The 26,256-nt window shown below is 57.4% G+C and carries 22 protein-coding genes and 1 pseudogene; 10 read left to right on the plus strand and 13 right to left on the minus strand.

Features of this window, described 5'->3' with window-relative positions:
* The first annotated feature begins 187 nt into the window (after positions 1-187).
* The 7 genes from ACUTSW_RS08085 to sanA all read left to right on the plus strand — a co-directional run bounded on the left by ACUTSW_RS08085 (position 188) and on the right by sanA (position 7,760).
* On the plus strand, positions 188-1,264 hold the full coding sequence (locus ACUTSW_RS08085; protein WP_445584109.1) for a sugar ABC transporter substrate-binding protein: 1,077 nt from the start codon (positions 188-190) through the stop codon (positions 1,262-1,264).
* A gap of 183 nt (positions 1,265-1,447) precedes the next feature.
* Positions 1,448-2,674 carry an MFS transporter gene (locus ACUTSW_RS08090; RefSeq protein ID WP_445584110.1) on the plus strand — a complete coding sequence of 409 codons (1,227 nt, stop codon included), beginning with the start codon at positions 1,448-1,450 and terminating at the stop codon, positions 2,672-2,674.
* Positions 2,675-2,812: 138 nt separating this feature from the next.
* Positions 2,813-3,220: a CidA/LrgA family protein gene (locus tag ACUTSW_RS08095; RefSeq protein ID WP_006324397.1), complete on the plus strand. Its 408-nt coding sequence runs from the start codon at positions 2,813-2,815 to the stop codon at positions 3,218-3,220.
* On the plus strand, positions 3,217-3,912 hold the full coding sequence (locus ACUTSW_RS08100; RefSeq protein WP_004942363.1) for a CidB/LrgB family autolysis modulator: 696 nt from the start codon (positions 3,217-3,219) through the stop codon (positions 3,910-3,912). Before ACUTSW_RS08095 ends, ACUTSW_RS08100 begins: the two co-directional genes overlap by 4 nt.
* Positions 3,913-4,049: 137 nt before the next feature.
* Complete coding sequence (cdd, locus tag ACUTSW_RS08105) at positions 4,050-4,934, plus strand: cytidine deaminase (protein ID WP_445584111.1); 885 nt, start codon at positions 4,050-4,052, stop codon at positions 4,932-4,934.
* Positions 4,935-5,155: 221 nt separating this feature from the next.
* Positions 5,156-6,853 carry an NAD-dependent malic enzyme gene (locus ACUTSW_RS08110; RefSeq protein ID WP_004942358.1) on the plus strand — a complete coding sequence of 566 codons (1,698 nt, stop codon included), beginning with the start codon at positions 5,156-5,158 and terminating at the stop codon, positions 6,851-6,853.
* Positions 6,854-7,022: 169 nt separating this feature from the next.
* The gene (sanA, locus tag ACUTSW_RS08115; RefSeq protein WP_063199949.1) at positions 7,023-7,760 is read left to right on the plus strand and encodes an outer membrane permeability protein SanA; all 738 of its coding nucleotides are present in this window, start codon (positions 7,023-7,025) and stop codon (positions 7,758-7,760) included.
* A gap of 67 nt (positions 7,761-7,827) precedes the next feature.
* Here the strand turns inward: sanA and mglC are convergent, their stop codons facing one another.
* The 7 genes from mglC to ACUTSW_RS08150 form a co-directional block, all read right to left on the minus strand.
* On the minus strand, positions 7,828-8,838 hold the full coding sequence (gene mglC / locus ACUTSW_RS08120) for a galactose/methyl galactoside ABC transporter permease MglC (RefSeq protein WP_006322189.1): 1,011 nt from the start codon (positions 8,836-8,838) through the stop codon (positions 7,828-7,830).
* A gap of 11 nt (positions 8,839-8,849) precedes the next feature.
* Positions 8,850-10,358 carry a galactose/methyl galactoside ABC transporter ATP-binding protein MglA gene (mglA, locus tag ACUTSW_RS08125; protein WP_013812179.1) on the minus strand — a complete coding sequence of 503 codons (1,509 nt, stop codon included), beginning with the start codon at positions 10,356-10,358 and terminating at the stop codon, positions 8,850-8,852.
* Positions 10,359-10,533: 175 nt separating this feature from the next.
* On the minus strand, positions 10,534-11,526 hold the full coding sequence (mglB, locus tag ACUTSW_RS08130; RefSeq protein ID WP_004942352.1) for a galactose/glucose ABC transporter substrate-binding protein MglB: 993 nt from the start codon (positions 11,524-11,526) through the stop codon (positions 10,534-10,536).
* Between the two features lie 254 nt (positions 11,527-11,780).
* Positions 11,781-12,818: an HTH-type transcriptional regulator GalS gene (gene galS, locus ACUTSW_RS08135; RefSeq protein ID WP_434462706.1), complete on the minus strand. Its 1,038-nt coding sequence runs from the start codon at positions 12,816-12,818 to the stop codon at positions 11,781-11,783.
* Between the two features lie 129 nt (positions 12,819-12,947).
* Complete coding sequence (gene yeiB / locus ACUTSW_RS08140; RefSeq protein ID WP_445584112.1) at positions 12,948-14,129, minus strand: DUF418 domain-containing protein YeiB; 1,182 nt, start codon at positions 14,127-14,129, stop codon at positions 12,948-12,950.
* A 189-nt stretch (positions 14,130-14,318) separates the two neighbouring features.
* The gene (gene folE, locus ACUTSW_RS08145) at positions 14,319-14,984 is read right to left on the minus strand and encodes a GTP cyclohydrolase I FolE (protein ID WP_004942347.1); all 666 of its coding nucleotides are present in this window, start codon (positions 14,982-14,984) and stop codon (positions 14,319-14,321) included.
* A 247-nt stretch (positions 14,985-15,231) separates the two neighbouring features.
* Positions 15,232-16,389: a YbfB/YjiJ family MFS transporter gene (locus ACUTSW_RS08150; RefSeq protein ID WP_445584113.1), complete on the minus strand. Its 1,158-nt coding sequence runs from the start codon at positions 16,387-16,389 to the stop codon at positions 15,232-15,234.
* A gap of 107 nt (positions 16,390-16,496) precedes the next feature.
* Here ACUTSW_RS08150 and ptrR point away from each other — a divergent pair, with 107 nt between their 5' ends.
* Genes ptrR through fghA form a run of 3 tightly spaced genes read left to right on the plus strand, consistent with a single transcriptional unit; the run spans position 16,497 to position 19,427 of the window.
* Positions 16,497-17,414: a putrescine utilization regulator PtrR gene (gene ptrR, locus ACUTSW_RS08155; protein ID WP_062870251.1), complete on the plus strand. Its 918-nt coding sequence runs from the start codon at positions 16,497-16,499 to the stop codon at positions 17,412-17,414.
* Between the two features lie 28 nt (positions 17,415-17,442).
* Positions 17,443-18,570, plus strand: a complete 1,128-nt coding sequence (locus ACUTSW_RS08160; protein ID WP_062870249.1) for an S-(hydroxymethyl)glutathione dehydrogenase/class III alcohol dehydrogenase — start codon at positions 17,443-17,445, stop codon at positions 18,568-18,570.
* A 14-nt stretch (positions 18,571-18,584) separates the two neighbouring features.
* On the plus strand, positions 18,585-19,427 hold the full coding sequence (fghA, locus tag ACUTSW_RS08165; protein ID WP_004942338.1) for an S-formylglutathione hydrolase: 843 nt from the start codon (positions 18,585-18,587) through the stop codon (positions 19,425-19,427).
* A 36-nt stretch (positions 19,428-19,463) separates the two neighbouring features.
* On the opposite strand, the pseudogene ACUTSW_RS08170 reads toward fghA, so the two are convergent.
* From ACUTSW_RS08170 to ACUTSW_RS08195, 6 genes and pseudogenes are all read right to left on the minus strand, one after another.
* A pseudogene (locus ACUTSW_RS08170) lies at positions 19,464-19,658 on the minus strand (CcdB family protein); the annotation flags it as partial.
* A gap of 61 nt (positions 19,659-19,719) precedes the next feature.
* Entirely contained in the window at positions 19,720-20,628 is a 909-nt protein-coding gene (gsiD, locus tag ACUTSW_RS08175; protein ID WP_201087296.1) for a glutathione ABC transporter permease GsiD, read from the minus strand.
* A 9-nt stretch (positions 20,629-20,637) separates the two neighbouring features.
* Complete coding sequence (gene gsiC / locus ACUTSW_RS08180; protein ID WP_062870247.1) at positions 20,638-21,558, minus strand: glutathione ABC transporter permease GsiC; 921 nt, start codon at positions 21,556-21,558, stop codon at positions 20,638-20,640.
* 52 nt (positions 21,559-21,610) lie between these two features.
* On the minus strand, positions 21,611-23,149 hold the full coding sequence (gsiB, locus tag ACUTSW_RS08185; RefSeq protein WP_445584114.1) for a glutathione ABC transporter substrate-binding protein GsiB: 1,539 nt from the start codon (positions 23,147-23,149) through the stop codon (positions 21,611-21,613).
* 23 nt (positions 23,150-23,172) lie between these two features.
* Positions 23,173-25,050 (minus strand): dipeptide ABC transporter ATP-binding protein, encoded by a 1,878-nt coding sequence (locus tag ACUTSW_RS08190; RefSeq protein WP_445584115.1) that lies wholly within the window; start codon positions 25,048-25,050, stop codon positions 23,173-23,175.
* A 19-nt stretch (positions 25,051-25,069) separates the two neighbouring features.
* Positions 25,070-26,026, minus strand: a complete 957-nt coding sequence (locus ACUTSW_RS08195) for an isoaspartyl peptidase/L-asparaginase family protein (RefSeq protein WP_445584116.1) — start codon at positions 26,024-26,026, stop codon at positions 25,070-25,072.
* Positions 26,027-26,256: the final 230 nt, after the last annotated feature.

The raw sequence follows: 26,256 nt of genomic DNA on the forward strand, positions 1-26,256 counted from the left end.
TTAAGGGTCGAGCTGCCGCTCGGCCCTTTTTATTTGTGCCCCGCTCAAAAGACGCCATCGCAGGCAAATTTTATATGCCGCCCACAAGCGATATATTTCAGCATTATATATAGACGTCCAGATGTAAAGATTGCTATAAATAATCCCTTACCGGGATAGCTATCACCTGCTTTTGGAGCCAATAATAATGAAAACGATAAAAACACCGCTACTGGCCATTGGCCTGCTGGCCGCCCTGCCACTGTTCGCCGCAGAATCGTCCACGCCGGCTCCGGTGCCAACCGCCATCGCCCAGCATCAGGGGCCGATCCGCATTGCAGTGATCCGCAATCTGGGTTCCGACGACAACACCACTCAGTTTCTGGCCGGCGCCATTCAGGAAGGGCGTAAGCTGGGTTTCAAAGTGGATACCTTCCTCAGCAACGGTGACGACGCGCGTTTTCAAGATTTCGTGAACCAGGCTGTCAGCCAAAAATATGACGGCATTATTCTCTCGCAGGGCCGTGCGCCCTATTCCACCGATTTGGTCAAACGCATTGCGGCGGCGGGCATTGCCGTCTCCGTATTTGATACCGACGTCAGCGGCAGCATTCCCGGCGTAACGGTTTCGCAACAGGATGACGCGTCGCTGGCAAATGAGTCGTTCGGCCAACTGATTAAAGACTTTAACGGGAAAGCCAATATCATCAAGCTTTGGGTCGCCGGTTTCCCGCCGATGGAGCGCCGTCAGGCTGCCTACCAGCAGTTGCTGAAGCAAAATCCGGGCATTCATGAGTTGGAATCGATCGGCGCAGTGTCATCGGACGTGCAGGGCGATACCGCCAACAAGGTTGGCGCGGTGCTGGCCAAATATCCGAAAGGCAAGATTGACGCGATCTGGGGCACCTGGGACGCCTTTAGCCAGGGTGCCTACAAGGCACTGAAAGAAAATGGCCGTACCGAAATCAAACTGTACAGCATCGATATCTCCAATCAGGATCTGCAACTGATGCGCGAAGCCAATAGCCCGTGGAAAGTCAGCGTAGCGGTGGATACCAAGCTGATTGGTGCGGTAAACCTGCGTCTGGTGGCGAACAAAATTGCCGGTGAACCTACGCCTGCAACCTATGAGTTCAAGGCTGCGTCTATTCCGCAGGCGTTGCTGGCCAGCCAGCCGGGGCCGGTCAACGTGGCCGGGCTGGCAAAAATCATCCCGGGCTGGGGCAGCAGCAACGACTTTATCCAGCCCTGGTTCGCCACGTTGCAGTCCAAATCGGGCAAATAATCTCTTCCGCTTATCCCCAGATAAAGTAGGGGCGCTGCATGCGGCGCCCCCTATTGTTCGGGGCAACAGCAGCGTGAAAAGCGTCGGCGTAACCTCTTTTTTTCACACAGCATCTTCCCAGTCGGCCAAAATGAGCTATGTTATCAACATCGCTCAATGGCTGTATGCATAAACAGGTCCGACATGAAGGGATTCCCACCGCTGATCATCGCACTGCTGGCCAGTTCGCTGGTGTTGACCATTGGCCGCGGCGTCACGCTGCCGTTCATTACTATTTACCTCACCGGGCATTTCCACCTGTTGCCGAAAAGCGTCGGCATTATTCTGGGCATCAGCCTGGCGATCGGCATTTTCGCCAGCCTGTATGGCGGCTATCTGGTGGACAAGTTCAACAAAAACACATTGATCCTGCTTTCCATTTTACTGTTCGCCCTGAGCTTTTTCGCCATCCCGTGGATCCCGCGCCCGGGAGGCATCGTTCTGGTACTGGCGATCCTGCATACGGCCTATTCGGTGCTGGGCATCACCATTAAAGCGTGCTTTGCCGACTGGCTGCCGGTCACGCAGCGTATAAAAGCCTTTTCGCTCAATTACACGCTGGTGAATGTCGGCTGGGCTGTGGGGTCATCGCTGGGCGTTATGGTGGCCGGGCTGAACCCGCTGCTGCCGTTCTACCTCTCCGGTGGGCTGGCCTTATTGACGGTGGCGACACTGAGTGTTCGTCTGCGTGGGCAGTTGCACCCAAGGCAACCTGCGTCCGCCGAATCCGCGCCGACCACATTGCCTGATTTTCGTCAGACGCTGTCCATCCTGCGCAGCGATCGTCGGCTGATTTACTTTACGCTCGGCAGTACGCTGGGGGCTGTCGTTTTCGGCCAGTTCACCGGCTATCTGTCGCAATACCTGATTATCGTATCGAACGCCGAATTCGCGTACAAAATCATTGGCATGGTGATGATCGTCAATGCCTGTATCGTCATCGCGTTGCAGTATTTGCTGAGCCGGGGCATGCGTCAGGAAAACATGCTGCGCTGGCTGGCGCTGGGCACACTCTTTTTCATTGTCGGGCTGATCGGTTTCATGCTGGCAGGGCAATCCGTCTGGCTGTGGGCCGTGGCCATGGCGATATTCACGCTGGGGGAGATTATCGTTATCCCGGTGGAATATATGTTTATCGACTTTATCGCACCTGCGCATCTGAAGGGCAGCTACTACGGCGTGCAAAATCTCAGTGCGTTGGGGGGCGCCATCAACCCGGTGCTTTGCGGTTTTATCCTCAGCTACGCCGCACCGCCATTGATGTTCCTGATGTTGATTGCCGCCGCGTTATTGAGCCTGCTATTCTTTTTCCTCGGCCACCGGCTGGCGCAGAAACAGCAACCGAACTCTATTGCCACCTACGTGGAATAAGACTGCGCGCGACCTTTAGCCGGTGCTGCCAACCTGCCCAACGGGCATGAATGTCATAGAGAGAATTCATGGTGTGATTTGTGGCGCAGATCACAGTTTAATTGTATGATGAATACATCAGTTAAACGGGAAAAGGTGATGGCCAACGTGCTTACACTGTGCTGGAAATACCTGAGGGCAATCGTCCTTATCTACCTCTGCTTGTTTGCCGGCAATGCCATCGCGGCGCTACTGCCGATCGCCATTCCCGGTAGCATTATCGGCATGCTAATCCTGTTTGCCCTGCTCTCCAGCCAAATTTTGCCGGCGAAGTGGGTCAAGCCCGGCTGTCATCTGCTGATCCGTTATATGGTGCTGCTGTTCGTGCCGATTGGCGTCGGCGTGATGAACTATTACGACCAAATCATCGAACATCTCAGCCCGCTGGTGGTTTCCTGCGTTATCAGCACCCTGATGGTGCTGATCGTCGTCGCCTGCACCTCTCATTATTTTCACCGTGAACGTAAAATCATCGGCAGTGACGATCCTGCGGAGGGTAAAAAATGATCCATGAAATCTGGTGGTCATTGCCGTTGACACTGTTGGTCTACTTCGCGGCTCGCTGGCTGGCTCAGCGGCTGAAGATGCCGCTGCTGAACCCGCTGCTGGTTTCCATGGCGGTGATCATTCCCCTGCTACTGCTGACCGGCGTTCCCTATGAACGCTATTTTCAGGGCAGCAAAATTCTCAACGACTTGCTGCAACCGGCGGTGGTGGCGCTGGCCTTCCCGCTGTATGAGCAGTTGCATCAGATCCGCGCTCGCTGGAAGTCGATTATCGCAGTGTGCTTTATCGGCAGCATGACGGCGATGATCAGCGGCGGCGCCATCGCGTTGTGGATGGGCGCAACGCCGGAAATTGCCGCATCAATCATGCCGAAATCCGTCACTACGCCGATCGCCATGGCGGTAGCGGGATCCCTTGGCGGCATCCCCGCAATCAGCGCCGTCTGCGTTATTTTCGCCGGCATCTTCGGTTCGGTATTTGGCCATTCGCTGTTCAGAATGCTGAAAATCACCACCCGTTCGGCACGCGGCCTGGCGATGGGCACCGCTTCGCATGCCATAGGCACGGCACGTTGTGCGGAAATGGACTATCAGGAAGGCGCTTTCAGCTCGCTGGCGCTGGTGATCTGCGGGATTATTACTTCTCTGCTGGCGCCCTTTGTCTTCCCGGTGCTGCTGCATCTGTTCGGTTAAAGGGTTGGAAACTTGCGATACATCTCGCATTTATCGTTTTCATTGCAGTGATTTCATCAATAAAGAGATATAAGTCACACTTTATTACTTCAAGGCTGCCTAAAATGTTATCCCGTTAACCTGTAGAGAGATTTTCTATGCACCCGCGTTTTCACACCGCTTTCGGCGAACTGTCCGCGACATTGCAATCCGTCCTGCTGCCTTATTTTGATGCGCCTGATTTCCCGGCCATGTTCAGCGCGGAGCAGGTAGACGCGATCAAGCAGCGCTGCGGGCTGGATGATGATGCTCTGGCATTTGCCCTGCTGCCTTTGGCGGCGGCCTGCTCGTTAACGCCGATCTCCCATTTCCACGTCGGTGCCATTGCCCGCGGCCAGAGCGGCAATCTCTATTTTGGCGCCAATATGGAATTCAGCGGTGCGCCGATGCAACAAACCATTCATGCAGAACAGTGTGCCGTGACCCACGCCTGGCTGCGCGGTGAATCTGGCCTGGTCTCCATCACCGTTAACTACACGCCTTGCGGCCACTGCCGCCAGTTTATGAACGAACTGAACAGCGGCAGCGGCCTGCAAATTCGCCTGCCCGGCCGTGAGCCTGCCACGCTTGGCGACTATCTGCCGGATTCATTCGGCCCGAAAGATCTGGATATCGCCACGCTGCTGATGGACCGGGTCGATCAGGGCTACCAGTTGACGCTGTCTGACGAACTGGAGAAAGCCGCGCTGGCCGCCGCTAACCAAAGCCATGCCCCCTACAGCAACGCCCACAGCGGTGTCGCACTGGAGGCCGAAGACGGCACGATTTACGCCGGGCGCTATGCGGAGAACGCCGCCTTTAACCCGAGCCTGCCGCCGCTGCAGGCCGCGTTGATTCTGCTGAACGTCTCCGGAAGCGACTGCCAGAAAATCCGCCGCGCGGTACTGGCCGAGCCGCAAACCGCTATCCTCACCCAGTGGGATGCAACCCGCGCCACGCTGGAAGCGCTGGGTTGCCAAGACGTCAGTCGCATCACTTTCTAATCCCGATCACGGCGGTGCCGCCCGGCGCCGCTGTTAACAGCCCCGTAAGCCGATTACAATGGCATTCACGTCTTAAAACACTTTCTTTAGTTAAATTAGGACGTGATCGTCGATAATTACGCCAATTTACCTCATGATCCGATAACAATTGCTGTACATATTTTCCCGATCTTTTAGGATCGGCATCATAAAAGCTATCCGATACGTTGAAGAGCAAAACAATGGAACTTGAATACGAAAGCAAACGCCCCCTCTACATCCCTTACGCCGGCCCGATTCTGCTGGAATTTCCGCTGCTGAACAAAGGCAGCGCCTTCACTGAAGATGAACGCAGCCATTTCAACCTGCATGGTTTACTGCCTGAAGCGGTGGAAACCATCGAAGAGCAGGTTGAGCGCGCCTATCGTCAGTATCAGGATTTCAAGAACGATAACGACAAACACATCTATCTGCGCAACATCCAGGATACCAACGAAACCCTGTTTTACCGCCTGCTGGACGCGCATCTGAGCGAGATGATGCCTATCATCTACACCCCGACGGTCGGTGAAGCCTGTGAGCATTTCTCCGACATCTACCGCCGCGCGCGCGGGTTGTTTATCTCCTACCCAAACCGCGATCGCATCGACGATATGCTGCAAAACGCCACCAAGCAAAACGTCAAAGTGATCGTAGTCACCGACGGTGAGCGTATTCTCGGCTTGGGCGATCAGGGCATCGGCGGCATGGGCATTCCTATCGGCAAGCTGTCGCTGTATACCGCCTGTGGCGGCATCAGCCCGGCCTACACTCTGCCGGTAGTGCTGGACGTTGGCACCAACAACCCGCAGCGCCTTAACGATCCGCTGTACATGGGCTGGCGCCACCCGCGCATCTCCGGCGATGAATACCACGCCTTTGTCGAAGAGTTCATTCAGGCCGTAAAACGCCGCTGGCCAAATGTGCTGCTGCAGTTCGAAGACTTCGCGCAGAACAACGCCACTCCGCTGCTGAACCGCTATCGCGATGAGATTTGCTGCTTCAACGACGATATTCAGGGCACCGCAGCGGTCACCCTTGGCAGCCTGATCGCCGCCAGCCGCGCCGCCGGCAGCCAGTTGCGCGACCAAACCGTGACCTTCCTTGGCGCCGGTTCAGCCGGTTGCGGCATCGCCGAGCAGATTATCGCGCAGATGAAATCTGAAGGATTGAGCGAAGCCGAAGCGCGCGCCCGGGTCTTCATGGTGGACCGTTTCGGCCTGCTGACCGACAAACTGCCCAACCTGCTCGATTTCCAGAGCAAACTGGTGCAAAAGAGCGAGAACCTGGCTTCATGGCAGACCTCCAGCGACGCTATCTCGCTGCTGGACGTAGTGCGTAACGCCAAACCGAGCATTTTGATCGGCGTTTCCGGCCAGCCGGGCCTGTTTACCGAAGAGCTGATCCGCGAAATGCACAAGCATTGTCCGCGTCCGATCGTCATGCCGCTGTCCAACCCGACCTCGCGCGTGGAAGCCCGCCCGGAAGACATCATCAACTGGACCGACGGTGCCGCACTGGTCGCGACCGGCAGCCCGTTCGCGCCGGTGAGCTATAAAGACCAGCTGTTCCCTATCGCCCAATGCAACAACTCCTATATCTTCCCGGGGATTGGTTTGGGCGTGTTGGCTTCCGGCGCCACTCGCGTAACCGACGCCATGCTGATGGCGGCCAGCCGTGCGCTGGCAGATTGTTCGCCGCTGGCGACCGACGGGCATGGCGCACTGTTGCCGAATATCGACGATATTCAGGGCGTCTCCAAGTGCATCGCGATGGAAGTGGGTAAAGCGGCGCAGTTGCAGGGAATGGCGGTGGTCACCTCTGAAGAAGCGCTGTCGAAAGCCATTGAACACAACTTCTGGCGACCGCAGTACCGCAGCTACAAACGCACCTCGTTCTGATTTACGCAGGTGAAGCGCAAGGTCCGGCACGCCGGACCTTTTTTATTGTCAAAACCGCCTAAAAATGCGGCGCAATACGTGCTTCAGGCGGTGGACAGCTTGCGTCAGCCAGTCAGGTAAAGTAGCCTTGAGCCATCTTTTTTGGCCCCTGTGCGCGTAAGGCAATAACATGTGGAAACGCCTGATAATCAGCCTGTTCATCATCATTGCGGTGTTGATGCTCTCGGCGCTCGCGCTCGATCGCTGGATCAGTTGGAAAACCGCACCTTACGTCTACGACGAACTCCAGGGTCTGCCCCATCGCCAGGTTGGCGTGGTGCTCGGCACCGCCAAATATTACCGTACCGGCGTCATCAACCAGTATTACCGTTACCGTATTCAGGGCGCGATTAACGCCTATAACAGCGGTAAGGTGAAATACCTGCTGCTGAGCGGAGACAATGCCCAGCAAAGCTATAACGAGCCCATGACCATGCGCCGCGATCTGATCGCCGCAGGCGTCGCGCCCAGCGATATCGTGCTGGATTACGCCGGGTTCCGCACCCTGGACTCCATAGTGCGCACCCGCAAGGTGTTCGACACCAATGACTTCATCATTATCACCCAGCGTTTCCACTGCGAGCGCGCGCTGTTTATTGCCCTGCATATGGGGATCCAGGCTCAATGCTACGCAGTGCCGTCGCCGAAAGACATGATGACGGTACGCGCTCGCGAGATCTTCGCCCGCCTTGGCGCGCTGACCGACCTGTACATTCTCAAACGCGAACCGCGCTTCCTCGGCCCGCTGATCCCCATCTCCTCCATGCACGCGGTGCCGGAAGACGCCCAGGGTTATCCGGCGGTGTCGCCGGAGCAATTGGTTGAGCTGGAACACAAGCTGGCAGCGGAAAAACAAAAGGCCAAATAGCCTTACTTGCAACGGTGAAAATAAAAACGGTCGGCATTTGCCGACCGTTTTTATTGCAGCGGAATGCTTATTTCTTCTTGGCGTATTTCAGCGAATCCAGCGCCACCGCGAAGATAATGATGCCGCCCTTGATGATGTACTGCCAATAAGGGTTAACGCCAATATAGGTCAACCCGTAGTTGATGACGGTAAAGATGATCACCCCGGTCACTACGCCCAACACCGTCCCCACCCCACCGGCAAAGGACACGCCGCCCACCACGCAGGCGGCGATGGCATCCAACTCATACATAAAGCCGAGGTTGTTGGTGGCGCTGCCGATACGGCCGGCTTCCAACAGGCCACCGAAGGCGTAGAACACGCCGGACAGCGCATAGATCATGATCAGGTTCAACGGCACATTCACGCCGGAAACCTTTGCCGCTTCCGGGTTGCCGCCGATGGCGAAGATGTTTTTGCCGAAGCGGGTTTTATTCCACAGGATCCAGACAAAAATAATCGCGATAATGGCGTAGAAGGTAATGTACGACAGCTTAAAGTCGCCAAAGCGCAGGAATCCCTGGGCAAAGGTCGAGAACTTAGGATCGAACCCCGCTACCGGCGAAGCGCCGACAGAATCGTAATACAGCGAGTTGATGCCGTAGACGATGATCATGGTACCCAGGGTGGTAATAAACGGCGTCACATTCAGGTAAGCGATGATCAGACCGTTCACCAGGCCGATCACCGCACCCACGGCGCACACCAGCAGGATCACCAGCGGAATAGACCAGGTTTCCATATGCGGAAACACTTTATTGACGTTGTCCATCGACTGCAGCAGCGTTGCCGCAACCACCGCCGCCAGCCCAACCTGGCGCCCGGCGGACAGGTCTGTGCCCTGAGTCACGATCAGCCCGGCCACGCCCAGTGCAATAATGATACGCACCGATGACTGAGTCAGGATGTTGCTCAGGTTCATTAAACTGAGGAAAGTCGGGTCCTGGATAATAATAATTGCCAGCAGCACCAGCAATACCACGTAAATGCCACCTTCTTTAAAATAGGTGAACAAAGTTTTTTTATTCAGCGCGTTCATAATTCTGATCCTTAAAGGTGCAGGGATGCGAGACGTAAAATTTCATTTTGCGAGGTCTGTTTGGTGTTAACGATGCCCGCAACCTGACCATTACTCATCACCAGTATTCTGTCGGTAATTCCCAAAAGCTCCGGCATTTCGGACGAGACAATAATGATCCCCTTGCCCTTCTTCGCCAATTCGGTCATCAGCTGATAAATTTCGAATTTGGCGCCGACGTCAATGCCGCGCGTCGGTTCATCCAGCATTAATATTTCCGGTTGGGTTAACAGCCAGCGGCCGATAATCACCTTCTGCTGGTTACCGCCGGACAGCGAACCGATATGGGTGTGGTGGCCCGGCGTTTTGACCCGCATGGCGTCGATCACCCATTGGGTGTCGCTTTTCATCCGGGCGTTGTCCAGCAGACCGATTTTATTTTTATAGTTGCGGATATTGGATATCAGCGAGTTGAAGCCCACGTCCAGATAGGCGTAAATCCCGGTAGAGCGTCGCTCTTCCGTTACCAGTGCAAAACCGTGGTTAATCGCTTCATTGGCGCTGTGATTGTTGATGGCCTTGCCGTGCAGCTTGATGGTGCCGGCCACTTTTTCACGGATACCGAACAGGGTTTCCACAATGTCCGTGCGCTTGGCGCCCACCAACCCGGCAATGCCAAGAATTTCACCTTTGTGAAGATCGAAAGAAACATCGCGAATCGAAGGCTGGCGCAATGACGTCAGGTTCTTCACCTCCAGAATCACCTCTCCCGGCGTATTCTGCCTGTCGGGGAAACGCTGACTGAGCGAACGGCCCACCATCATCGAGATGATCTTGTCCATGTCCAGCCCTTCCAGCGGCTGAGTGGCGATCCACTGGCCGTCGCGCAGGATGGTGATTTCATCGCAAAGTTGGAAGATCTCTTCCATTTTGTGCGAGATATAAACAATGCCGCAGCCGCGCTCTTTCAGCTTACGAATAATGGTGAACAAATGGTTCACCTCTTTTTCCGTCAGCGACGAGGTCGGCTCATCCATAATGACAATCTTGGCGTCATAGGAAAACGCCTTGGCGATTTCGATCATCTGCATTTGCGATACCGATAGCGTGCCCACTTTATCCCGTGGGTTGATATCGATATCCAGCTCGTCGAATATCGCCTGGGTATCCTTCAACATCTTTTCCTGATCGACAAACATGCCTTTGGTCGGGTAACGCCCCAACCACATGTTGTCCATCACGGTGCGCTGCAGGACCAGGTTTAACTCCTGATGCACCATTGAAACGCCGTGTTCCAGCGCCTCTTTTGAGCTTTTGAAATCAATTTCCCGGCCCTGAAAAACAATACTGCCGGCATCTTTTTTATAAATGCCAAACAGGCATTTTAATAATGTCGATTTCCCGGCGCCGTTCTCTCCCATTAACGCATGAATGGAGTGCGGACGAACGCGCAGGTTAACATTATCCAATGCCTTGACGCCGGGGAATGACTTACTGATATCGGTCATTTCCAGGAGGAATTCGCGTGGGCTGTCGGCCATAAATACACCTGGCTATTATTGTACCCCCGTCTTTCAAACCGCAGCGTTGTCCGCTGCACCGTGAAATCCGTCGGGTATAGGCTGTCATTTTAATAAAAAATTCCCCCGCCTGCGGCTTTCCTGGTGTTGACGCTGAGCGCACCCCAGGCGGGGTCATTACGGCTTATCTCAGAACTTACTTAACAAATTGAGACAGATTGTCTTTATCTACGCCAACGTAAGGAATGCGCACCACTTTATTTTCGATTTTATATTGGGTGCCGTCGGCGGCCGGTTTGCCCGCAGCCAGGTTTTTCGCCAATTCGAAGGTGGCTTTAGCCTGGTTGTCGGCATCGTTCAGCACCGTCCCCGCCATCGCGCCGGATTTGACCATCGCCAGAGCTTCCGGCAACGCATCCACGCCGAATACCGGAATGCTGGATTTGTTGTGCGCCTTCAGCGCTTCTACCGCGCCCATTGCCATGGCATCGTTGTTGGCGATAACCACTTCAATTTTGTTGGCGTTCGGGCCGGACAACCAGGCGTCCATTTTGTCTTTCGCCTGAGCGGTGTCCCACATGGCGGTGTCCATCTGCAGTTGCTGAGTTTTAAGACCGCCTTCGTTCAACGTCTTCACCACATAGGTGGTGCGCGCTTCGGCATCCGGGTGGCCCGGTTCGCCTTTCAGCAACACATACTGAATCTGACCGTCTTTGTTCAGATCCCAGTTCGGGTTGGCTTTCCAGTGCTTGGCGATCAGCTGGCCCTGGATCACGCCGGACTCCTTGGAGTCGGTCCCGACATAAAACGCTTTGTCGTAGCTGTCCAGCGCTTTGCGGGAAGGCTCTTTGTTGTAAAACACGACAGGGATATCGTTTGCGCGTGCCTTATCGATAACCACCGGAGCGGCGGCAGGGTCAACCAGGTTAATCGCCAGCGCTTTCACGCCTTTGGCGATCAGCACATCGATCTGGTCGTTTTGCTTGGACTGATCGTTCTGCGAGTCATTCATCAGCAGAGTGATATCCGGAGAGGCCTTGGCGTCTTTCTCGATCGCCTTGCGCACTACCGACATAAAGTTGTCGTCGTATTTATAAATGGTGACGCCAATACGGGTATCTGCATGAGCTGCAGCACCAAACATCATGGCTGCGGCCGTCGCGGCCAGGGTGAAAACCTTCTTATTCATTGTCTGTCTCCGGTTTATGTAGGTCGTACTCGGTATTGAGCCAAAGGTAACCGGCGGTGGGTGCACGACCGGGTCTGGCAGGTTCCCTGTCATCCGTGAATCATGTTATTCCTGAAAAGTGCTGTGTCAGCGCGAGATAAAAACGGCAGCGGCAAGTGCCTTTGCGCCGGAAAACGCCTAGAGCATAGACGGGGTGATGTTAATAATCTGTGAATTTTCTCACAGATTGAAAACGGTTACACAAGATTAAATCTTCAGAGAGTGACCGCCGCCTCACTTTGCCAGGGGGCATCGGAATGGCGACGTACCAGAGTGGGCATAAACAGGTGGCGCGCCTGTGGCTCCAGCCCGCCAGCCGCGCCCCGCAGGGCCAATTCGGTGGCAAGAGTCGCCATGGTAACAATGGGATAGCGTACTGTAGTCAGTTTAGGGCTGGTATAGCGTGCAATGGGGATATCATCGAACCCCACTATCGAGAAATTTTGCGGCACAATGATACCGTTTTCTTTCAGCACCGCCATGGCACCGGCGGCCATAGCATCGTTGTAAGCGAACACGGCGCTCAGATGCAGATTACGGCCAAGCAGCTCGACCATCGCGGCCTCCCCGCCCTGCAGATCCGGCGAACCGTAAGCGCGCCAACTGTCCGGCGTCGCCAGCCCCGCCGCGCTCATCGCCTGCTCATAGCCCTGCTGACGCAGCGGCCCGTCTTCGATCGGGTGATTGGAGCCCAGATAGCCAATACGCTGATGGCCCTGCGACAGCAGCAGGCGCATCGCCATCTCCGCGCCGCTGACGTTATCCAGGCCAACGCAGCGGTGTTCGTAGCCGGCGATGATTCGGTTAATCAGCACCATGCCCGGCACCTGTTCGAGAAAGGCGATCAATTCGGCATCACACAAGGCTTTTGCATGAACAATCAAGGCATTGCAGCGCTGACGAATCAATACTTCGATGGCATGACGCTCTTTTTCCGCCTGGTGGTAACTGTTGCCAATCAGCAGGTATTTGTGGTTTTTCTGCGCCACAGTGTCTACCGCTTTCACCAAAGCGCCAAAGAAGGGATCGGAAACGTCCATCACCACCACGCCGAGGGTATCGCTGCTTTGGGTGGCCAACGCCTGCGCATTGGCATTGGGCCGATAGCCCAGCTCCGCTACCGCCTGCAGCACCCCTTCACGCGTCTGTTTGCTGGTCAGGGCGCTGTTGTTCAGCACGCGGGAGACGGTCGCCACGGACACGCCCGCGCGTTTCGCCACGTCGCGAATGGTGATTGGGTGAACAGAGGCCATGAAAGATCCTGAGGTCGGGGTAGTTGACAGTGGCGCTATCCTACCCCGTTTGTCATCCTCCTCTGCGTGAATTACGTCACAGGAAAGAAAACGTTTACATACATTTTTTTAACCTGCCTGCGCCAGATCTCAGTTCAGCGCCTTGGGTTCCGCTTGGCCGGCGGCCAGATGAGTCAATTTGCGCCACAGCCACTCTACCGGCCCCTGCGGGAAGTACCTCAGCCACAGATTGGAAAACAACAGGTTGGCCAGCCAGACCAGCGGCACAAACGCCAACAGTTGCAGACGGTCAAACTGCTGATACAGGCCAAACCGATAAAACAACGTGGTGCAAATCAGCGTTTGCAGCAGATAGTTGCTCAGCGCCATACGCCCGACCTGCGTCAGCCAATGGCCGATGCGCAGGCGCGACAGCGTAGGCCAGAAACCGTAACACAGCGCCAGATAGCCCATCGCCTGTAGCGGTGAGCCCAACTCACGCGGCACCTGCAGTAAAAACCCGCTCCAGCGGTAGTCCCAGTGCAGATGCCATTGCAACGCCACCGCCGGCACTTGGATCAGCAATGAAAGCGGTATCAGCCAGGCCGCCTGACGGCGATAGTAGCCCGGCGAATAGGTACCGCGTAGCCAACCGCTGCGCATCAGCCCCGCACCGAACAGCATCAGGCCAGCCAGTTCCCAGCCGTATTGAGCGCCAATCGCCAGCAGGCTGGAAGACAGCAGGTCAACACGGCTGCGCCATGCCTCCATGCCCCCCTGCAATTTCCAGAACTTCTCATACTGCAGCTCAGCTACGCCGGGTTGCCAGAAACCGCCCGGCTCACCGTGCGAAACGAACCCCAGCAGCAGCAACACCCCAACGCCAATCAGGTACAGCACCACGCCGGTTTTCAGCAGTTGATAAGTGTCCTTCGCGTCGCGGATCATCCGCCAGCACACCAGGCCGATTAAGCCGTAAGCCAGCAAAATATCACCGTCCCAGAGGAAAATGGCATGCCCCAGACCAAACAGCACCAACCACGACAGCCGGGCGCGTATCCAACCTTTGCCGCGGCGTAGCAGCATCTGCAGGCCTGCGCCGAATAACAGGGCGAACATCGCCAGGAACTTGGCCTGCGCGAAAATATCCAGCAGCGCCCAGGTCCAGGCATCGCGAGCAGTCGGCAGCCCCAAATAGGCAGGGTTAAGGTAGGCCGCCTTTGGCAGACCAAAGGCGCTGATATTCAGCAGAAGAATGCCGAGAATGGCGATACCTCGCACACAGTCCAGCGTGGCGATGCGTGGCAAGGGGGCCGTGGAGCTAGTGTTCATTATTTTACCGCTGTATGCCGGTCATTAAAAAGGCGCCCGCAGGCGCCTGTTATACCCGTCATACTTGAAGCTGCGTCTGTGTTGACTGCGTGCACTTACCCGAATCACTTACCTGAGTAAGCTCATTGGGATAAGCGCCCTTGCCGCCTTGATGCAACTCCAATTATCTAGGGTAGAAATAGCCCGTCATCACCCTTGGTGATGACGCACCGCACGCAAAAACTCCTGGCGCGTGTTCTGGCTGGACTTGAACAGCCCGCCCAGAGAGGTGGTGGTGGTGGCGCTGGTCGCGTCACGGATGCCACGTGCCTTAACACAATAATGGACCGCATCAATCGATACCGCCACATTATTGGTGCCGAGCAAGGTTTGCAATGCCACCAGGATCTGCTGAGTCAAACGCTCCTGCACCTGGGGGCGCTGGGAGAAGAACTGCACGATACGGTTGATTTTCGACAGACCAATGACCGCATCTTTCGGAATGTAGGCCACGGTCGCTTTGCCGTCGATGGTCACGAAGTGATGCTCGCAGGTGCTGGTCAGTGTGATATCGCGCACCGTCACCATTTCATCTACCTTCATCTTGTTTTCGATGACGGTGATTTTTGGGAAGTTGGCGTAGTCCAGACCGGAGAAAATCTCATCGACATACATTTTGGCAATGCGGTGCGGGGTTTCCGCCAGGCTGTCGTCGGACAAGTCGAGATTAAGCAGCTGCATGATTTCCGTCATGTGCTCTTTAATACGACGTTTGCGCGTTTCGCGATCCAGCACTTCACCGCGCAACGGGGTTTCCAGACCACGCTCTTCGAGCGCTGCGTGAACCAGGGCAGCTTCTTTACTTAATGATGTCATTTATTCTCTCCAACGGACTTGAACTCACCCATCCGGCGGCTTTACCGGGCAGACAGGTGAATTGCATACTCTCCTGACGGCAGAAGTTTCCGTAGTTGATAACGTGAACTCGGTCAAGATTTTGCCTCCACTCTAGAGGAGAGTGAAGGGATTATCCAGTGATTGTACTTCAACCGCAGGTGAAATATTCGCATTTAGCACAATCAGGCCTGCTGCGGGTATCCCGCGTTTTTTGTACGGAATTTAATCACGGCGGCGTCGATTTTCGCGCCAATTCGCGCGCCGGCGTATTCACCACCAGCAGACCGGCCACGATAAGACCCACAACCGCCACATACAGCGCCGGTTCCAGCCTGTGGGTCAATGCCGTCGACAGCGCCGACAACGTAGGGCCAACCAGTTGCCCCAGCGCATAACCGGTGGTCAACAATCCCGCCATATAACGTGCATGGTTGGGCGCCAACTCCCGGCCATGCTGGATGGAAAGCTGCACCACGCTGAGGAAACCGCCGCCGGTAAGCAGCGCTCCCAGCGCCAACCCGGCCACACCCGGCACCACTTCCGCGCACAATACCCCCAGTGCCTGCACCCACAGGGTTATAGCCAGACGTGACTGAGTGGTCAGTCGATGGCGGGTCAGAATGCCGAGGACAATCCCCAACACCGCCGCACCGCCGAAGATCGGCCAAACGAACTGAGCGAACACGCTGTCGGGGAAACGCGCCGCCGCCATCTGCGACAGAAAGGTCGCCGGCAGAATATAGCCAAACCCCGCCAGACTGTAGCTCCATACCAGGCGTTTCAACGCCGGGGTCAGTTGCAGCGGCTCCGCTGCCACGTTGGGGCGATGCAACTCGCCGGCACGCGGCAGGTTGATGCTGATGGCGCCAATCAGTACCAGCGCCAATACGCCGTACACCATCCAGGCTTGCGACGCCGTCAGCGCCAGACTATGAATGCCCACCGCCATCATGCCGCTGATAAAAATGCCGGCACCCGGGCCGGCGAACACCGCAGCGCTCAGCGCTGGCCGGCCATAATGCGCCAACCGCTCGTTGGTCCAGGCCGCCACCAACACCATCGACCAGCCGCTGGCCCAGCCGATGATAAATCGCACCGCGCCATGCCACCATTCGCCCTGCACCACGGCGGATAGCAGCGTCAAGGCCACCGCGCCCCACACGCCCAGCCACAGCCGGCGTTCAACGTGGCGGCTTGCGCGCATGGCGTCGTAAGCGCCACACAGATACCCCAGATAGTTGATCGCCGCCACCAGCCCGGCCCCGGTCAGAGTAAACTGGTGCTCGGCAATCATCAGCGGCACCTGCGGGGTAAAGGCGAAGCGCCCAATCCCCATCGCGACGATCAATGCAATAAAACCGCTCAGGGCAATTCTTAAAGCCATGTAGAGTTATCCAGACTGTTAAAAGAAAGTTGCCAGCATCATGCCGCAGTATTAAACTCACAAAAACTGAATAATACTCATCAAGTTCATCACGAAAAGAGAAGATAATGGATCTGACCCAGCTTCGCATGTTCTGCAGCGTCGCCGAAACCGGCTCCGTCGCCCGTGCCGCCGAGCAACTGCACCGCGTGCCGTCGAACCTGACTACGCGCCTGCGTCAGCTTGAACAGGAACTGGGCACCGATCTTTTCATCCGCGAAAAGCAGCGTCTGCGCCTTTCGCCGATGGGCCACAACTTCCTCTGCTACGCCAACCGCATTCTGGCGCTCAGCGAAGAGGCCATGAGCATCACCCATGCCGGTGAGCCGGCGGGTAACTTCGCTATCGGCTCGATGGAAAGCACGGCAGCCACCCGCCTGCCCAGTCTGTTGGCGGCCTACCACCAGCGCTTTTCGCAGGTCTCGCTGTCGTTGACCACCGGCACCTCGGGCGAAATCACCGAACGGGTGCGCGCCGGTACGTTGGCGGCGGCGCTGGTCGATGGGCCGGTTCAGTATGACGAACTCAATGGCTGTATCGCCTTCCCCGAACACATGGTGGTGATCTCCTGCCTTGACCACCTGCCGATTCATAACGCTAAAGACGCCAAAGGCGAAACGCTGTTCGCCTTCCGGGCAAGCTGTTCTTACCGCCTGCGGCTGGAGTCCTGGTTCAAGCGCGAAGGCGCCTTGCCGGGCCAGATTATGGAAATCCAGTCCTACCACGCGATGCTGGCCTGCGTTGCCAGCGGCGCCGGGCTGGCGATGATCCCGCATTCGGTGCTCAGCCTGTTGCCAGGCCATGAACGGGTGAAAGTGCATGCCCTGCCGGATGACATCGCCCAAACCGCCACCTGGTTGCTGTGGCGGCGCGATGCGTTCGGCCCGAACGTGCGCGCGCTGAAAGAACTGATTATTGAACAGGCGGAAACCGCCGCTGTTGACAACACAAACCTCGTTTCATCAGACGCTATCGACATAGCCTGATTTAAAAAATAGACCACTGGAGACCATGATGAAAATGATCAAAACCCGTGCCGCCGTTGCCTGGGGCCCGAACCAGCCGCTGAAAATCGAAGAAGTCGACCTGATGCCACCGCAAAAAGGCGAAGTGCTGGTGCGGATCGTCGCTACCGGCGTGTGCCACACCGACGCTTACACCCTGTCAGGGGCCGATCCGGAAGGCGTGTTCCCGGCGATCCTCGGCCATGAAGGCGGCGGCGTGGTAGAAGCTGTGGGCGAAGGCGTCACCAGCGTGGCGGTCGGCGATCACGTGATCCCGCTGTACACCCCGGAATGCGGCGAGTGCAAATTCTGTAAATCCGGCAAAACCAACCTGTGTCAGGCGATCCGCGCCACCCAGGGTAAAGGCCTGATGCCGGACGGCACGACCCGCTTCTATAAAGACGGCCAGCCAATCTTCCACTACATGGGCACCTCGACTTTCTCCGAATACACCGTAGTACCGGAAATTTCTCTGGCGAAAATCAGCAAAGAAGCACCGCTGGAAGAAGTCTGCCTGCTGGGTTGCGGCGTCACCACCGGCATGGGTGCGGTGATCAACACCGCCAAAGTGCAAAAAGGCGACACCGTGGCCATCTTCGGCCTCGGCGGCATTGGCCTGTCGGCGATTATCGGCGCGCAGATGGCCGGCGCAGGCCGCATCATCGGCATCGATATCAACACCAGCAAGTTCGATCTGGCGCGTAAACTGGGTGCTACCGATCTGATCAACCCGAAAGACTACGATAAACCCATTCAGGACGTGATCGTTGAGCTGACCGACGGCGGCGTCGATTTCTCCTTCGAGTGCATTGGCAACGTCAACGTGATGCGCTCCGCACTGGAATGTTGTCATAAAGGCTGGGGCGAATCGGTGATTATCGGCGTAGCCGGTGCCGGCCAAGAGATCTCTACCCGCCCGTTCCAGTTGGTCACCGGCCGCGTCTGGCGCGGTTCCGCCTTCGGTGGCGTCAAGGGCCGTTCGCAGTTGCCGGGCATCGTCCAGCGTTATCTGGACGGCGAGTTCGCGCTGAATGACTTTATCACCCACACCATGGGGCTCGATCAGATTAACGAAGCGTTCGATTTGATGCACGAAGGCAAATCAATCCGCTCGGTTATTCACTTCGACAAAAAATAAGCCAGGAGGCAGAGATGAACTCGTCATTAGAACTTCTCGAAGAGCACCGCATGTTCGGTGGCTGGCAACAGCGTTACCGCCATGCAGCGCAGAGCCTGAATTGCAACATGACTTTCAGCATCTATCTGCCGCCGCCGCGTGATGATAACCCGCCGCCGGTGCTGTATTGGCTGTCGGGGCTGACCTGCAATGATGAAAACTTCACGTTGAAGGCCGGTGCGCAACGCATCGCCGCCGAACTGGGCCTGGTACTGGTGATGGCCGATACCAGCCCGCGCGGCGACGATGTGCCGAACGATGAAGGGTACGATCTGGGCCAGGGCGCCGGGTTCTATTTGAACGCCACGCAGGCGCCGTGGGACAAGCATTTTCGCATGTACGATTACCTCAGCGATGAGCTGCCGGCGCTGATCAATCAGCATTTCAGCGTCAGCGATCGCCAGTCGATCTTTGGCCACTCCATGGGCGGCCATGGCGCGCTGATGCTGGCGTTTCGTAATCCGCAGCGTTTTCGTTCGGTATCGGCGTTCGCGCCGATCGTCAACCCTTGCCAGGTGCCCTGGGGGCGAAAAGCCTTCACCGCCTATCTGGGGAACGACGAAAGCCAGTGGCTGCAATACGACAGTTGCCATCTGCTGGCTAACGGGGCGGAAAAAATGCCGGTGCTGGTGGATCAGGGCGACGGCGATCAGTTCCTGGCGGATCAGCTGCAACCGGCGAAACTGGCCGAGCTGGCACGCCAGCGCGACTGGCCGCTGACGCTGCGGATCCAGCCAGGCTACGATCACAGCTACTTCACCATCGCCACCTTTATCGAAGACCACCTGCGCTTCCACGCCGAACACCTGTTCCGCTGATAAAAAAATCCGGGCGGTTTAGCCGCCCGGATTTCATCAGATACCGTCGAAAAGAAAATCTATTGCGGCTTTGACCTTGGTTCGGTATTGGGATGCATCGCAAAATTCAGCGCCCAGTGCGCGAACGGGAATACTTGCCATCTCATGAGTCATAACGGCGTACTCGTTGTCATCCACCAGCCTGACCAAAGGATTCAAGCGTTCCGGGCGACTACTGGCCGGATACCTTTCAAATGTGCGCCACGCATCATGGCGAAACCGGCCCGAACGCGCAAAGGCAACAAGCCCAAAGTTACCCCTTCAGTTTCGGATCCAGCGCATCGCGCAGCCCATCGCCCAACAGGTTAAACGCCAGCACGGTGAGGAAAATCGCCAAACTGGGGAAAATCGCCACGTGCGGCGCAATCACCATATCGGCACGCGCCTCGTTGAGCATCGCGCCCCACTCCGGCGTCGGCGGCTGTGCGCCCAGGCCGAGGAACGACAGGCTGGCGGCGGTAATGATGGAAGTGCCGATACGCATGGTGAAATACACCACAATCGACGAAAGAGTGCCCGGCAAAATATGCCGCATGATGATGGTCCAGTCCGAAGCGCCAATGCTGCGTGCCGACTCGATATAGGTCAGGTGCTTCAGCACCAGGGTGTTGCCCCGCACCAACCGGGCAAACGCCGGAATACTGAAAATGGCCACCGCGATAATCACATTGGCCATGCCGCTGCCCATGATCGCCACCACGCCAATCGCCAGCAGGATGCCGGGAAACGCGAACAACACGTCGCAAATGCGCATGGTGATACGATCCCACCAGCCCTCATAATAGCCCGCCAACAGGCCCAGCAAGGTGCCAATCAATCCGCCGGCCAGTACCGAGAACACCCCGGCGGCCAGCGAAATGCGCGTGCCCATCAAAATACGGCTAAAAATATCCCGCCCCAACGAATCCACGCCCAGCCAATGCACCAGCGAAGGGCCTTCGTTCAGGCGGTCATAATCAAAATAGTTTTCCGCATCAAACGGGGCCAGGTACGGCGCAAACAGCGCTGCCGCTACCAACAGCAACACAAACAGTCCCGCGACCAACGCCACATGCTGCCGGCGGAAACGCCGCCAAAACTCATGCCACGGCGTGCGCACCGCGTTAGGGTTGATCGTCGGCATCGCCTTCAATGCAGCGTTACGTCGCCAATGCTTAATCATGCAGCGCCCTCATTTGTAGCGTATCGCCGGGTTAATTGCCGCATACAGCATGTCCACCAACAGGTTAATCAGAATGAACTCCAGAGAAAACAACAGCACCTCGGCCTGGATCACCGGGTAATCGCGCATCTCGACGGAATCGACCAGCAGCCTGCCCAGCCCCGGCCAGTTAAAGACTTTCTCCACCACGATAGAGCCGCCAAGCAGAAAGCCGAACTGCAATCCCATCATGGTCACCACCGGGATCATCGCGTTACGCAGCCCGTGTTTCACCACCACCAGGGTTTCGCGCACGCCCTTGGCGCGCGCGGTGCGCATATAGTCCTCTTGCATCACCTCAACGAATGAAGCGCGGGTAAAACGCGCCATCACCGCCGCCACCGCCGCGCCCAACGTAATCGAGGGTAAAATATAGTGCCGCCAGCTGTCGGCGCCCACCGTCGGCAACCAGCCGAGGTTGACGGAAAATACCTGCATCAGCAGCATGCCCAGCGCAAAGGCGGGGAATGAAATGCCCGAGACCGCCAGCGTCATGCCCAGGCGATCCGGCCAGCGGTTTCGCCACACGGCGGACACCATGCCAATGGCCATGCCGAAGATCACTGCCCACAGCATGCTGGTGAGGGTCAGCCACAGCGTTGGCAAAAAGCGCGAGCCGATCTCCTCGCTCACCGGGCGCTTGGACACCATCGAGGTGCCGAAATCGCCCTGTAGCGCATTGACAAAAAAATGGACGAACTGCTGAGGCAACGGCTTATCCAGCCCCAGATCCTTACGCACCAGTTGCACCACCGCTTCGTCGGCATCCGGCCCCGCCGCCAACCGCGCCGGATCGCCGGGCAGCAGATGAACGAACAGAAACACCAGCACCGCGACAATCAGCAGCGTCGGGATCAGACCCAGCAGTCGTTTCAGAAAATAATTAAGCATGTCGGGTTAATCCCCTCACCCCGCCCCCGAATAGAGGGCGGGGATTGGCGCCTTATTTGAGATCGGCATTATCAAAGTTGAACGAGGTATCCGGCATCACATAGAAACCGCTCAGCTGTTTGTTGTTGGCCGACAGCAGGCGCTCGGTCGCCAGGAAGATCCACGGCGCATCGGCCCAGATCCGGTCCTGCGCATCCTTGTAGAGTTTTTGCTTCTCGGCGCGATCGGTGGTCGCCAGCGCACCGGTCAGATCCTTGTCCACCTGCGGGTTGCTGTAAAACGCGGTGTTGAACTGTTTGGGCGGCGCAGCCTGGGTGGAGAACAGCGGCGACAGCGCCCAATCCGCCTCGCCGGTCGACGCCGACCAGCCGGTATAGAACATGCGCACGCCGGTGTCTTTCACCCCGACGCTTTCCACCTGCGCGGCACGCTGGCCGGCGTCCATCGCGGTCACCGTCACTTTCACCCCAACCTGCGCCAGCTGCTGCTGGGCAAACTGCAGCACTTTCTGCGCGGTGCTGTGGTTATGCGAAGACCACAACGTGGTGGTGAAACCGTTCGGGTAACCGGCCTCTTTCAGCAGTTCGCGCGCCTTGGCCGGATCGTACGGCCACGGTTTGTAGCGGGTAGCGAAGTCGATCGCCGGCGGTACCGGGCCTTCCGCCGGTACCGCGTAGCCGGAGAACGCCACTTTGATCAGCGCATCCTTGTTGATGGCGTAGTTCAACGCCTGGCGCACTTTCGGATTATCAAACGGCTTCTGGGTGACGTTCAGACTGATATAACGTTGCAGGATCGACGGAGCCGCCACCACGTCGAGCTTGGCATTGCCTTCCAGCACCTTGGCCTGCTCGTAAGGGATCGGGAAGGCAAAGGTCGCTTCGCCGGTTTGCAGCATCGCCGCACGGGTGTTGTTGTCCACCACCGGGCGCCAGGTGATGCTGTCGAGCTTCGGCAATCCTGGCTTCCAATAGCCGTCGAACTTCTTCACCTTGACGAAATCGGTCTGGTTCCAGGTCACGAACTGATACGGCCCGGTGCCCACCGGATGGAAGCCAATGTCTTTGCCATACTGCTTCAGCGCCGCCGGGGAAATGATCGCCGCCGCCGGGTGCGCCAAATTGTTGATAAAGGCCGAGAACGGTGCCTTCAACACGATTTTCACCGTGTTGACGTCCACCACTTCGGTTTTGTCGATCATCTTGAACAGGTTGTAGCGCTTGAGATGGCTGTCCGGGTTGCTGGCGCGATCCAGGTTCACCTTCACCGCTTCGGCGTTGAACTCGGTGCCGTCGTGGAATTTCACCCCCGGATGCAGCTTGAGGGTATAAGTCAGGCCGTCTTTACTCACCTCGTAGCCGTCCGCCAGCACGTTAACCAGCTTCATGTCCTTATCGAAGCCGAACAGCCCCTGATAGAAAGACTTGGCCACCGCCTGAGACAGCGTGTCGTTGGCGTCGTACGGATCCAACGTGGTGAAGTTGGAAGCCACGGCAATCACCGCATCCTTCGCCGCCCAGGCCGGGCCTGCGCCCACTGCCGCCAGCAGCACGGCGGCCACCAACGCATTACGTTTGAATGTGTGCTTCATGTCGCTTGTCTCTCCTGAGGTCTTTAATAAGCACCGGCGATCGGGTGGCGGGCAACAAAGTGCCCCGGCCCAACCTGTACCAGCGGTGCGGTAACGGGTTCATCGCCCAACGCGCGGATCGGGCTGGGAATTTCATCCACCAACAACGGTTGGCGTTTATGGACATGTGCCGGATCGGCCACCGGCACCGCCGCCATCAGTTTGCGGGTATAAGCGTGCTGCGGGTTGTCGAACACCGCCCGACGCGGGCCAATTTCGACGATCTGGCCGAGGTACATGACCGCCACGCGATGGCTAATGCGTTCCACCACCGCCATATCGTGCGAGATAAACAAGAATGCGATGCCGAGCTCACGCTGCAGATCGAGCAGCAGATTGACGATTTGCGCCTGAATCGACACGTCAAGCGCCGACACCGACTCGTCGGCAATCACCACCTTCGGGTTCAATGCCAGCGCACGCGCAATGCAGATACGCTGCCGCTGACCACCGGAAAATTCATGCGGGTAACGCCGCGCATACTCAGGTTTCAGCCCTACGCGCTCCAGCAACCAGGCCACACGCTCCTCCGCCGCCTTGCCACGCGCCACGTTATGCACCAACAGCGGCTCCATAATCGAAAATCCGACGGTCAGCCGCGGGTCCAGAGAAGCGTAAGGATCCTGGAAGATAAACTGGATATCGCGCCGCAGGTGCTGCAACGCCGAGCCTTTCAGTTGGTTTATCTGACGGCCGTCAAAGGTGATGGTGCCATGTTGGCTGTCCACCAGCTTTAGCAGCGAACGGCCGGTAGTGGATTTACCGCAGCCGGACTCCCCCACCAGCCCCAGCGTTTCGCCGGGATAGAGATCAAAACTGACGTTTTCCACCGCGTGTACCCGACGGGTGACTCGGTTGAAAATACCGCTGCGCAGGTCAAAGCGCGTGACCAGGTTTTCCACGCGCAGGATCGGTGCTGCGCCAGGCGGCACGGTATTCTGCGGCAATTCATCGTCTTCGCCGTTGGGCTGCGGGAATTTGGCCGGGAAGTCTCTATCTGCCATCGAGCCCAGCCTGGGTACCGCCGCCAGCAATGCCTGGGTGTAAGGCTGCTGCGGAGCGGCGAACAACTCGCGCACCGGCCCTTGCTCCACTTGTTCGCCCTGATGCATCACCAGCACCCGATCGGCAATTTCCGCCACTACGCCCATATCGTGGGTGATGAAAATCACCCCCATCTGCATTTCCTGCTGCAGCACGCGAATCAGCTGCAGGATCTGCGCCTGAATGGTGACGTCCAGCGCGGTGGTCGGCTCGTCGGCAATCAGCAGCGCGGGTTTGCAAGATAACGCCATGGCGATCATCACCCGCTGGCGCATGCCGCCGGAAAGCTGGTGCGGATAACGGTTAAGCACCTCTTTGGCTTCGGGAATGCGCACCCGATCGAGCATGCGCAAGGCTTCTTGTTTCGCGGCGCGACCGCCCATCGCCTGATGCAGCCGCAAAGACTCGGCGATCTGCTCGCCTACCGGAAACACCGGATTCAGCGACGTCATCGGCTCCTGAAAAATCATCGCCATATCGGCGCCGCGCAGGGTTCGCAAGGTGCTCTGACGCGCTCGCGCCAGATCCAGCACCTCGCCGTTGCGCCGGCGAAACGGCATAGCGCCGCTGACGATAGCGCCGCCGCCCTGCTCAACCAACCGCATCAACGCCAGAGAGGTCACCGATTTGCCCGAGCCGGACTCGCCGACGATCGCCAGTGTTTCACCGCGATCGATGTCAAATGACAGGTGGCGCACCGCCTCGACGGTGTCGCCCTGTTGGTTAAAACGGATGCCAAGATCGCGTACCGACAGTACGCGCTGCGGCGGCAGAAATAACCCGGAGTCCGCCGCAAGCGGCATTGAAGTATCGGTCATGCACCCTCCTGGTGATCGGTTAGCGATAAATCCCTATGGACGGCGCATCGCCGACATAACCGAAGCCGCGGTACATCCCTTCGCTGTTGAAAGGCAGGGCCACGTTGCCGTGGCGGTCGATGGCGATCAGCCCGCCGCTGCCGCCCATTGCCGGCAGTTTTTCCATCACCACCCGATCGCTGGCCTGCTGCAGGCTCAGACCGGCGTACTCGATCAAGGCAGAAACGTCGTAAGCCGCGACGCCGCGCATGAAGATTTCGCCGGTGCCGGTACTGGAGACCGCCACCGTGGCGTTGTTGGCATAGCAGCCTGCGCCGATGATCGGCGTGTCGCCAATCCGGCCTGCCTGTTTATTGGTCATACCGCCGGTTGAGGTGGCGGCCGCCAGATTGCCTAATGCGTCCAGCGCTACCGCACCGACGGTGCCGAATTTGCGATCGGGGTCTATCGGATCGCCGGCCTGCGCCGCGCCGTCGTGATCGAGCAGCACCCGGCCCTGCTCCGCCTGAGCGCGGTGCAGTTGATCAAAACGTTCCTGAGTAAAGAAGAAATCGGGGGCGACCATTTCCAGGCCGTGGGCCGCGGCGAATTTTTCTGCGCCTTCACAGGCGAACAGCACATGTTGGCTGTTTTCCAGCACCGCACGCGCGGCCAGCACCGGATTGCGTATTCGGTTAACGCCCGTCACGGCGCCGGCATCGCAGGTGCGGCCGTCCATCACGCAGGCATCCAGTTCGTGGGTGCCCTGATGAGTGAACACCGAGCCCAAGCCCGCGTTGAACAGCGGGCACTCTTCCAGCAACCTCACCGCCTCGGTGACCGCATCCAGCGCACTACCGCCCTGGGCCAAAATATTCTGGCCTGCGGCGACAATGCCGGACAGCACCTGAATATATTCCTGTTCCTTTTCTGCACTCAACGCCGCACGGGTAATTGCGCCCGCACCGCCATGAATGGCAATCACTGGTTTGCTCATTTGCCTGACACCCTGTGTTAATTCCAGCTCTTTTCCAAGACGCCTATCCCCTATGGATTTCAAGTTGCAACCAGGCGACCATCTCGGGAGCCGCCAGGTATGCTTGAAATACGACGGGTGTAATTATTATTCAGACTTTTTTCGACTATATTTAGCCCGGCAATCGAAGTAAAGCATAAAGTCGCCGTTCAGCATTTAGCGTAGCCCTCTTAGACCATTTTGCACCTTGA

Source organism: Serratia sp. TSA_198.1 (assembly GCF_052686505.1).

Bases quoted from the DNA above. Each gene is read 5' to 3' on its own strand.
- ACUTSW_RS08085 (WP_445584109.1), top strand. From the start codon at position 188: ATGAAAACGATAAAAACACCGCTACTGGCCATTGGCCTGCTGGCCGCC.
- ACUTSW_RS08090 (WP_445584110.1), top strand. From the start codon at position 1,448: ATGAAGGGATTCCCACCGCTGATCATCGCACTGCTGGCCAGTTCGCTG.
- ACUTSW_RS08095 (WP_006324397.1), top strand. From the start codon at position 2,813: ATGGCCAACGTGCTTACACTGTGCTGGAAATACCTGAGGGCAATCGTC.
- ACUTSW_RS08100 (WP_004942363.1), top strand. From the start codon at position 3,217: ATGATCCATGAAATCTGGTGGTCATTGCCGTTGACACTGTTGGTCTAC.
- cdd (WP_445584111.1), top strand. From the start codon at position 4,050: ATGCACCCGCGTTTTCACACCGCTTTCGGCGAACTGTCCGCGACATTG.
- ACUTSW_RS08110 (WP_004942358.1), top strand. From the start codon at position 5,156: ATGGAACTTGAATACGAAAGCAAACGCCCCCTCTACATCCCTTACGCC.
- sanA (WP_063199949.1), top strand. From the start codon at position 7,023: ATGTGGAAACGCCTGATAATCAGCCTGTTCATCATCATTGCGGTGTTG.
- mglC (WP_006322189.1), bottom strand. From the start codon at position 8,838: ATGAACGCGCTGAATAAAAAAACTTTGTTCACCTATTTTAAAGAAGGT.
- mglA (WP_013812179.1), bottom strand. From the start codon at position 10,358: ATGGCCGACAGCCCACGCGAATTCCTCCTGGAAATGACCGATATCAGT.
- mglB (WP_004942352.1), bottom strand. From the start codon at position 11,526: ATGAATAAGAAGGTTTTCACCCTGGCCGCGACGGCCGCAGCCATGATG.
- galS (WP_434462706.1), bottom strand. From the start codon at position 12,818: ATGGCCTCTGTTCACCCAATCACCATTCGCGACGTGGCGAAACGCGCG.
- yeiB (WP_445584112.1), bottom strand. From the start codon at position 14,129: ATGAACACTAGCTCCACGGCCCCCTTGCCACGCATCGCCACGCTGGAC.
- folE (WP_004942347.1), bottom strand. From the start codon at position 14,984: ATGACATCATTAAGTAAAGAAGCTGCCCTGGTTCACGCAGCGCTCGAA.
- ACUTSW_RS08150 (WP_445584113.1), bottom strand. From the start codon at position 16,389: ATGGCTTTAAGAATTGCCCTGAGCGGTTTTATTGCATTGATCGTCGCG.
- ptrR (WP_062870251.1), top strand. From the start codon at position 16,497: ATGGATCTGACCCAGCTTCGCATGTTCTGCAGCGTCGCCGAAACCGGC.
- ACUTSW_RS08160 (WP_062870249.1), top strand. From the start codon at position 17,443: ATGAAAATGATCAAAACCCGTGCCGCCGTTGCCTGGGGCCCGAACCAG.
- fghA (WP_004942338.1), top strand. From the start codon at position 18,585: ATGAACTCGTCATTAGAACTTCTCGAAGAGCACCGCATGTTCGGTGGC.
- gsiD (WP_201087296.1), bottom strand. From the start codon at position 20,628: ATGATTAAGCATTGGCGACGTAACGCTGCATTGAAGGCGATGCCGACG.
- gsiC (WP_062870247.1), bottom strand. From the start codon at position 21,558: ATGCTTAATTATTTTCTGAAACGACTGCTGGGTCTGATCCCGACGCTG.
- gsiB (WP_445584114.1), bottom strand. From the start codon at position 23,149: ATGAAGCACACATTCAAACGTAATGCGTTGGTGGCCGCCGTGCTGCTG.
- ACUTSW_RS08190 (WP_445584115.1), bottom strand. From the start codon at position 25,050: ATGACCGATACTTCAATGCCGCTTGCGGCGGACTCCGGGTTATTTCTG.
- ACUTSW_RS08195 (WP_445584116.1), bottom strand. From the start codon at position 26,026: ATGAGCAAACCAGTGATTGCCATTCATGGCGGTGCGGGCGCAATTACC.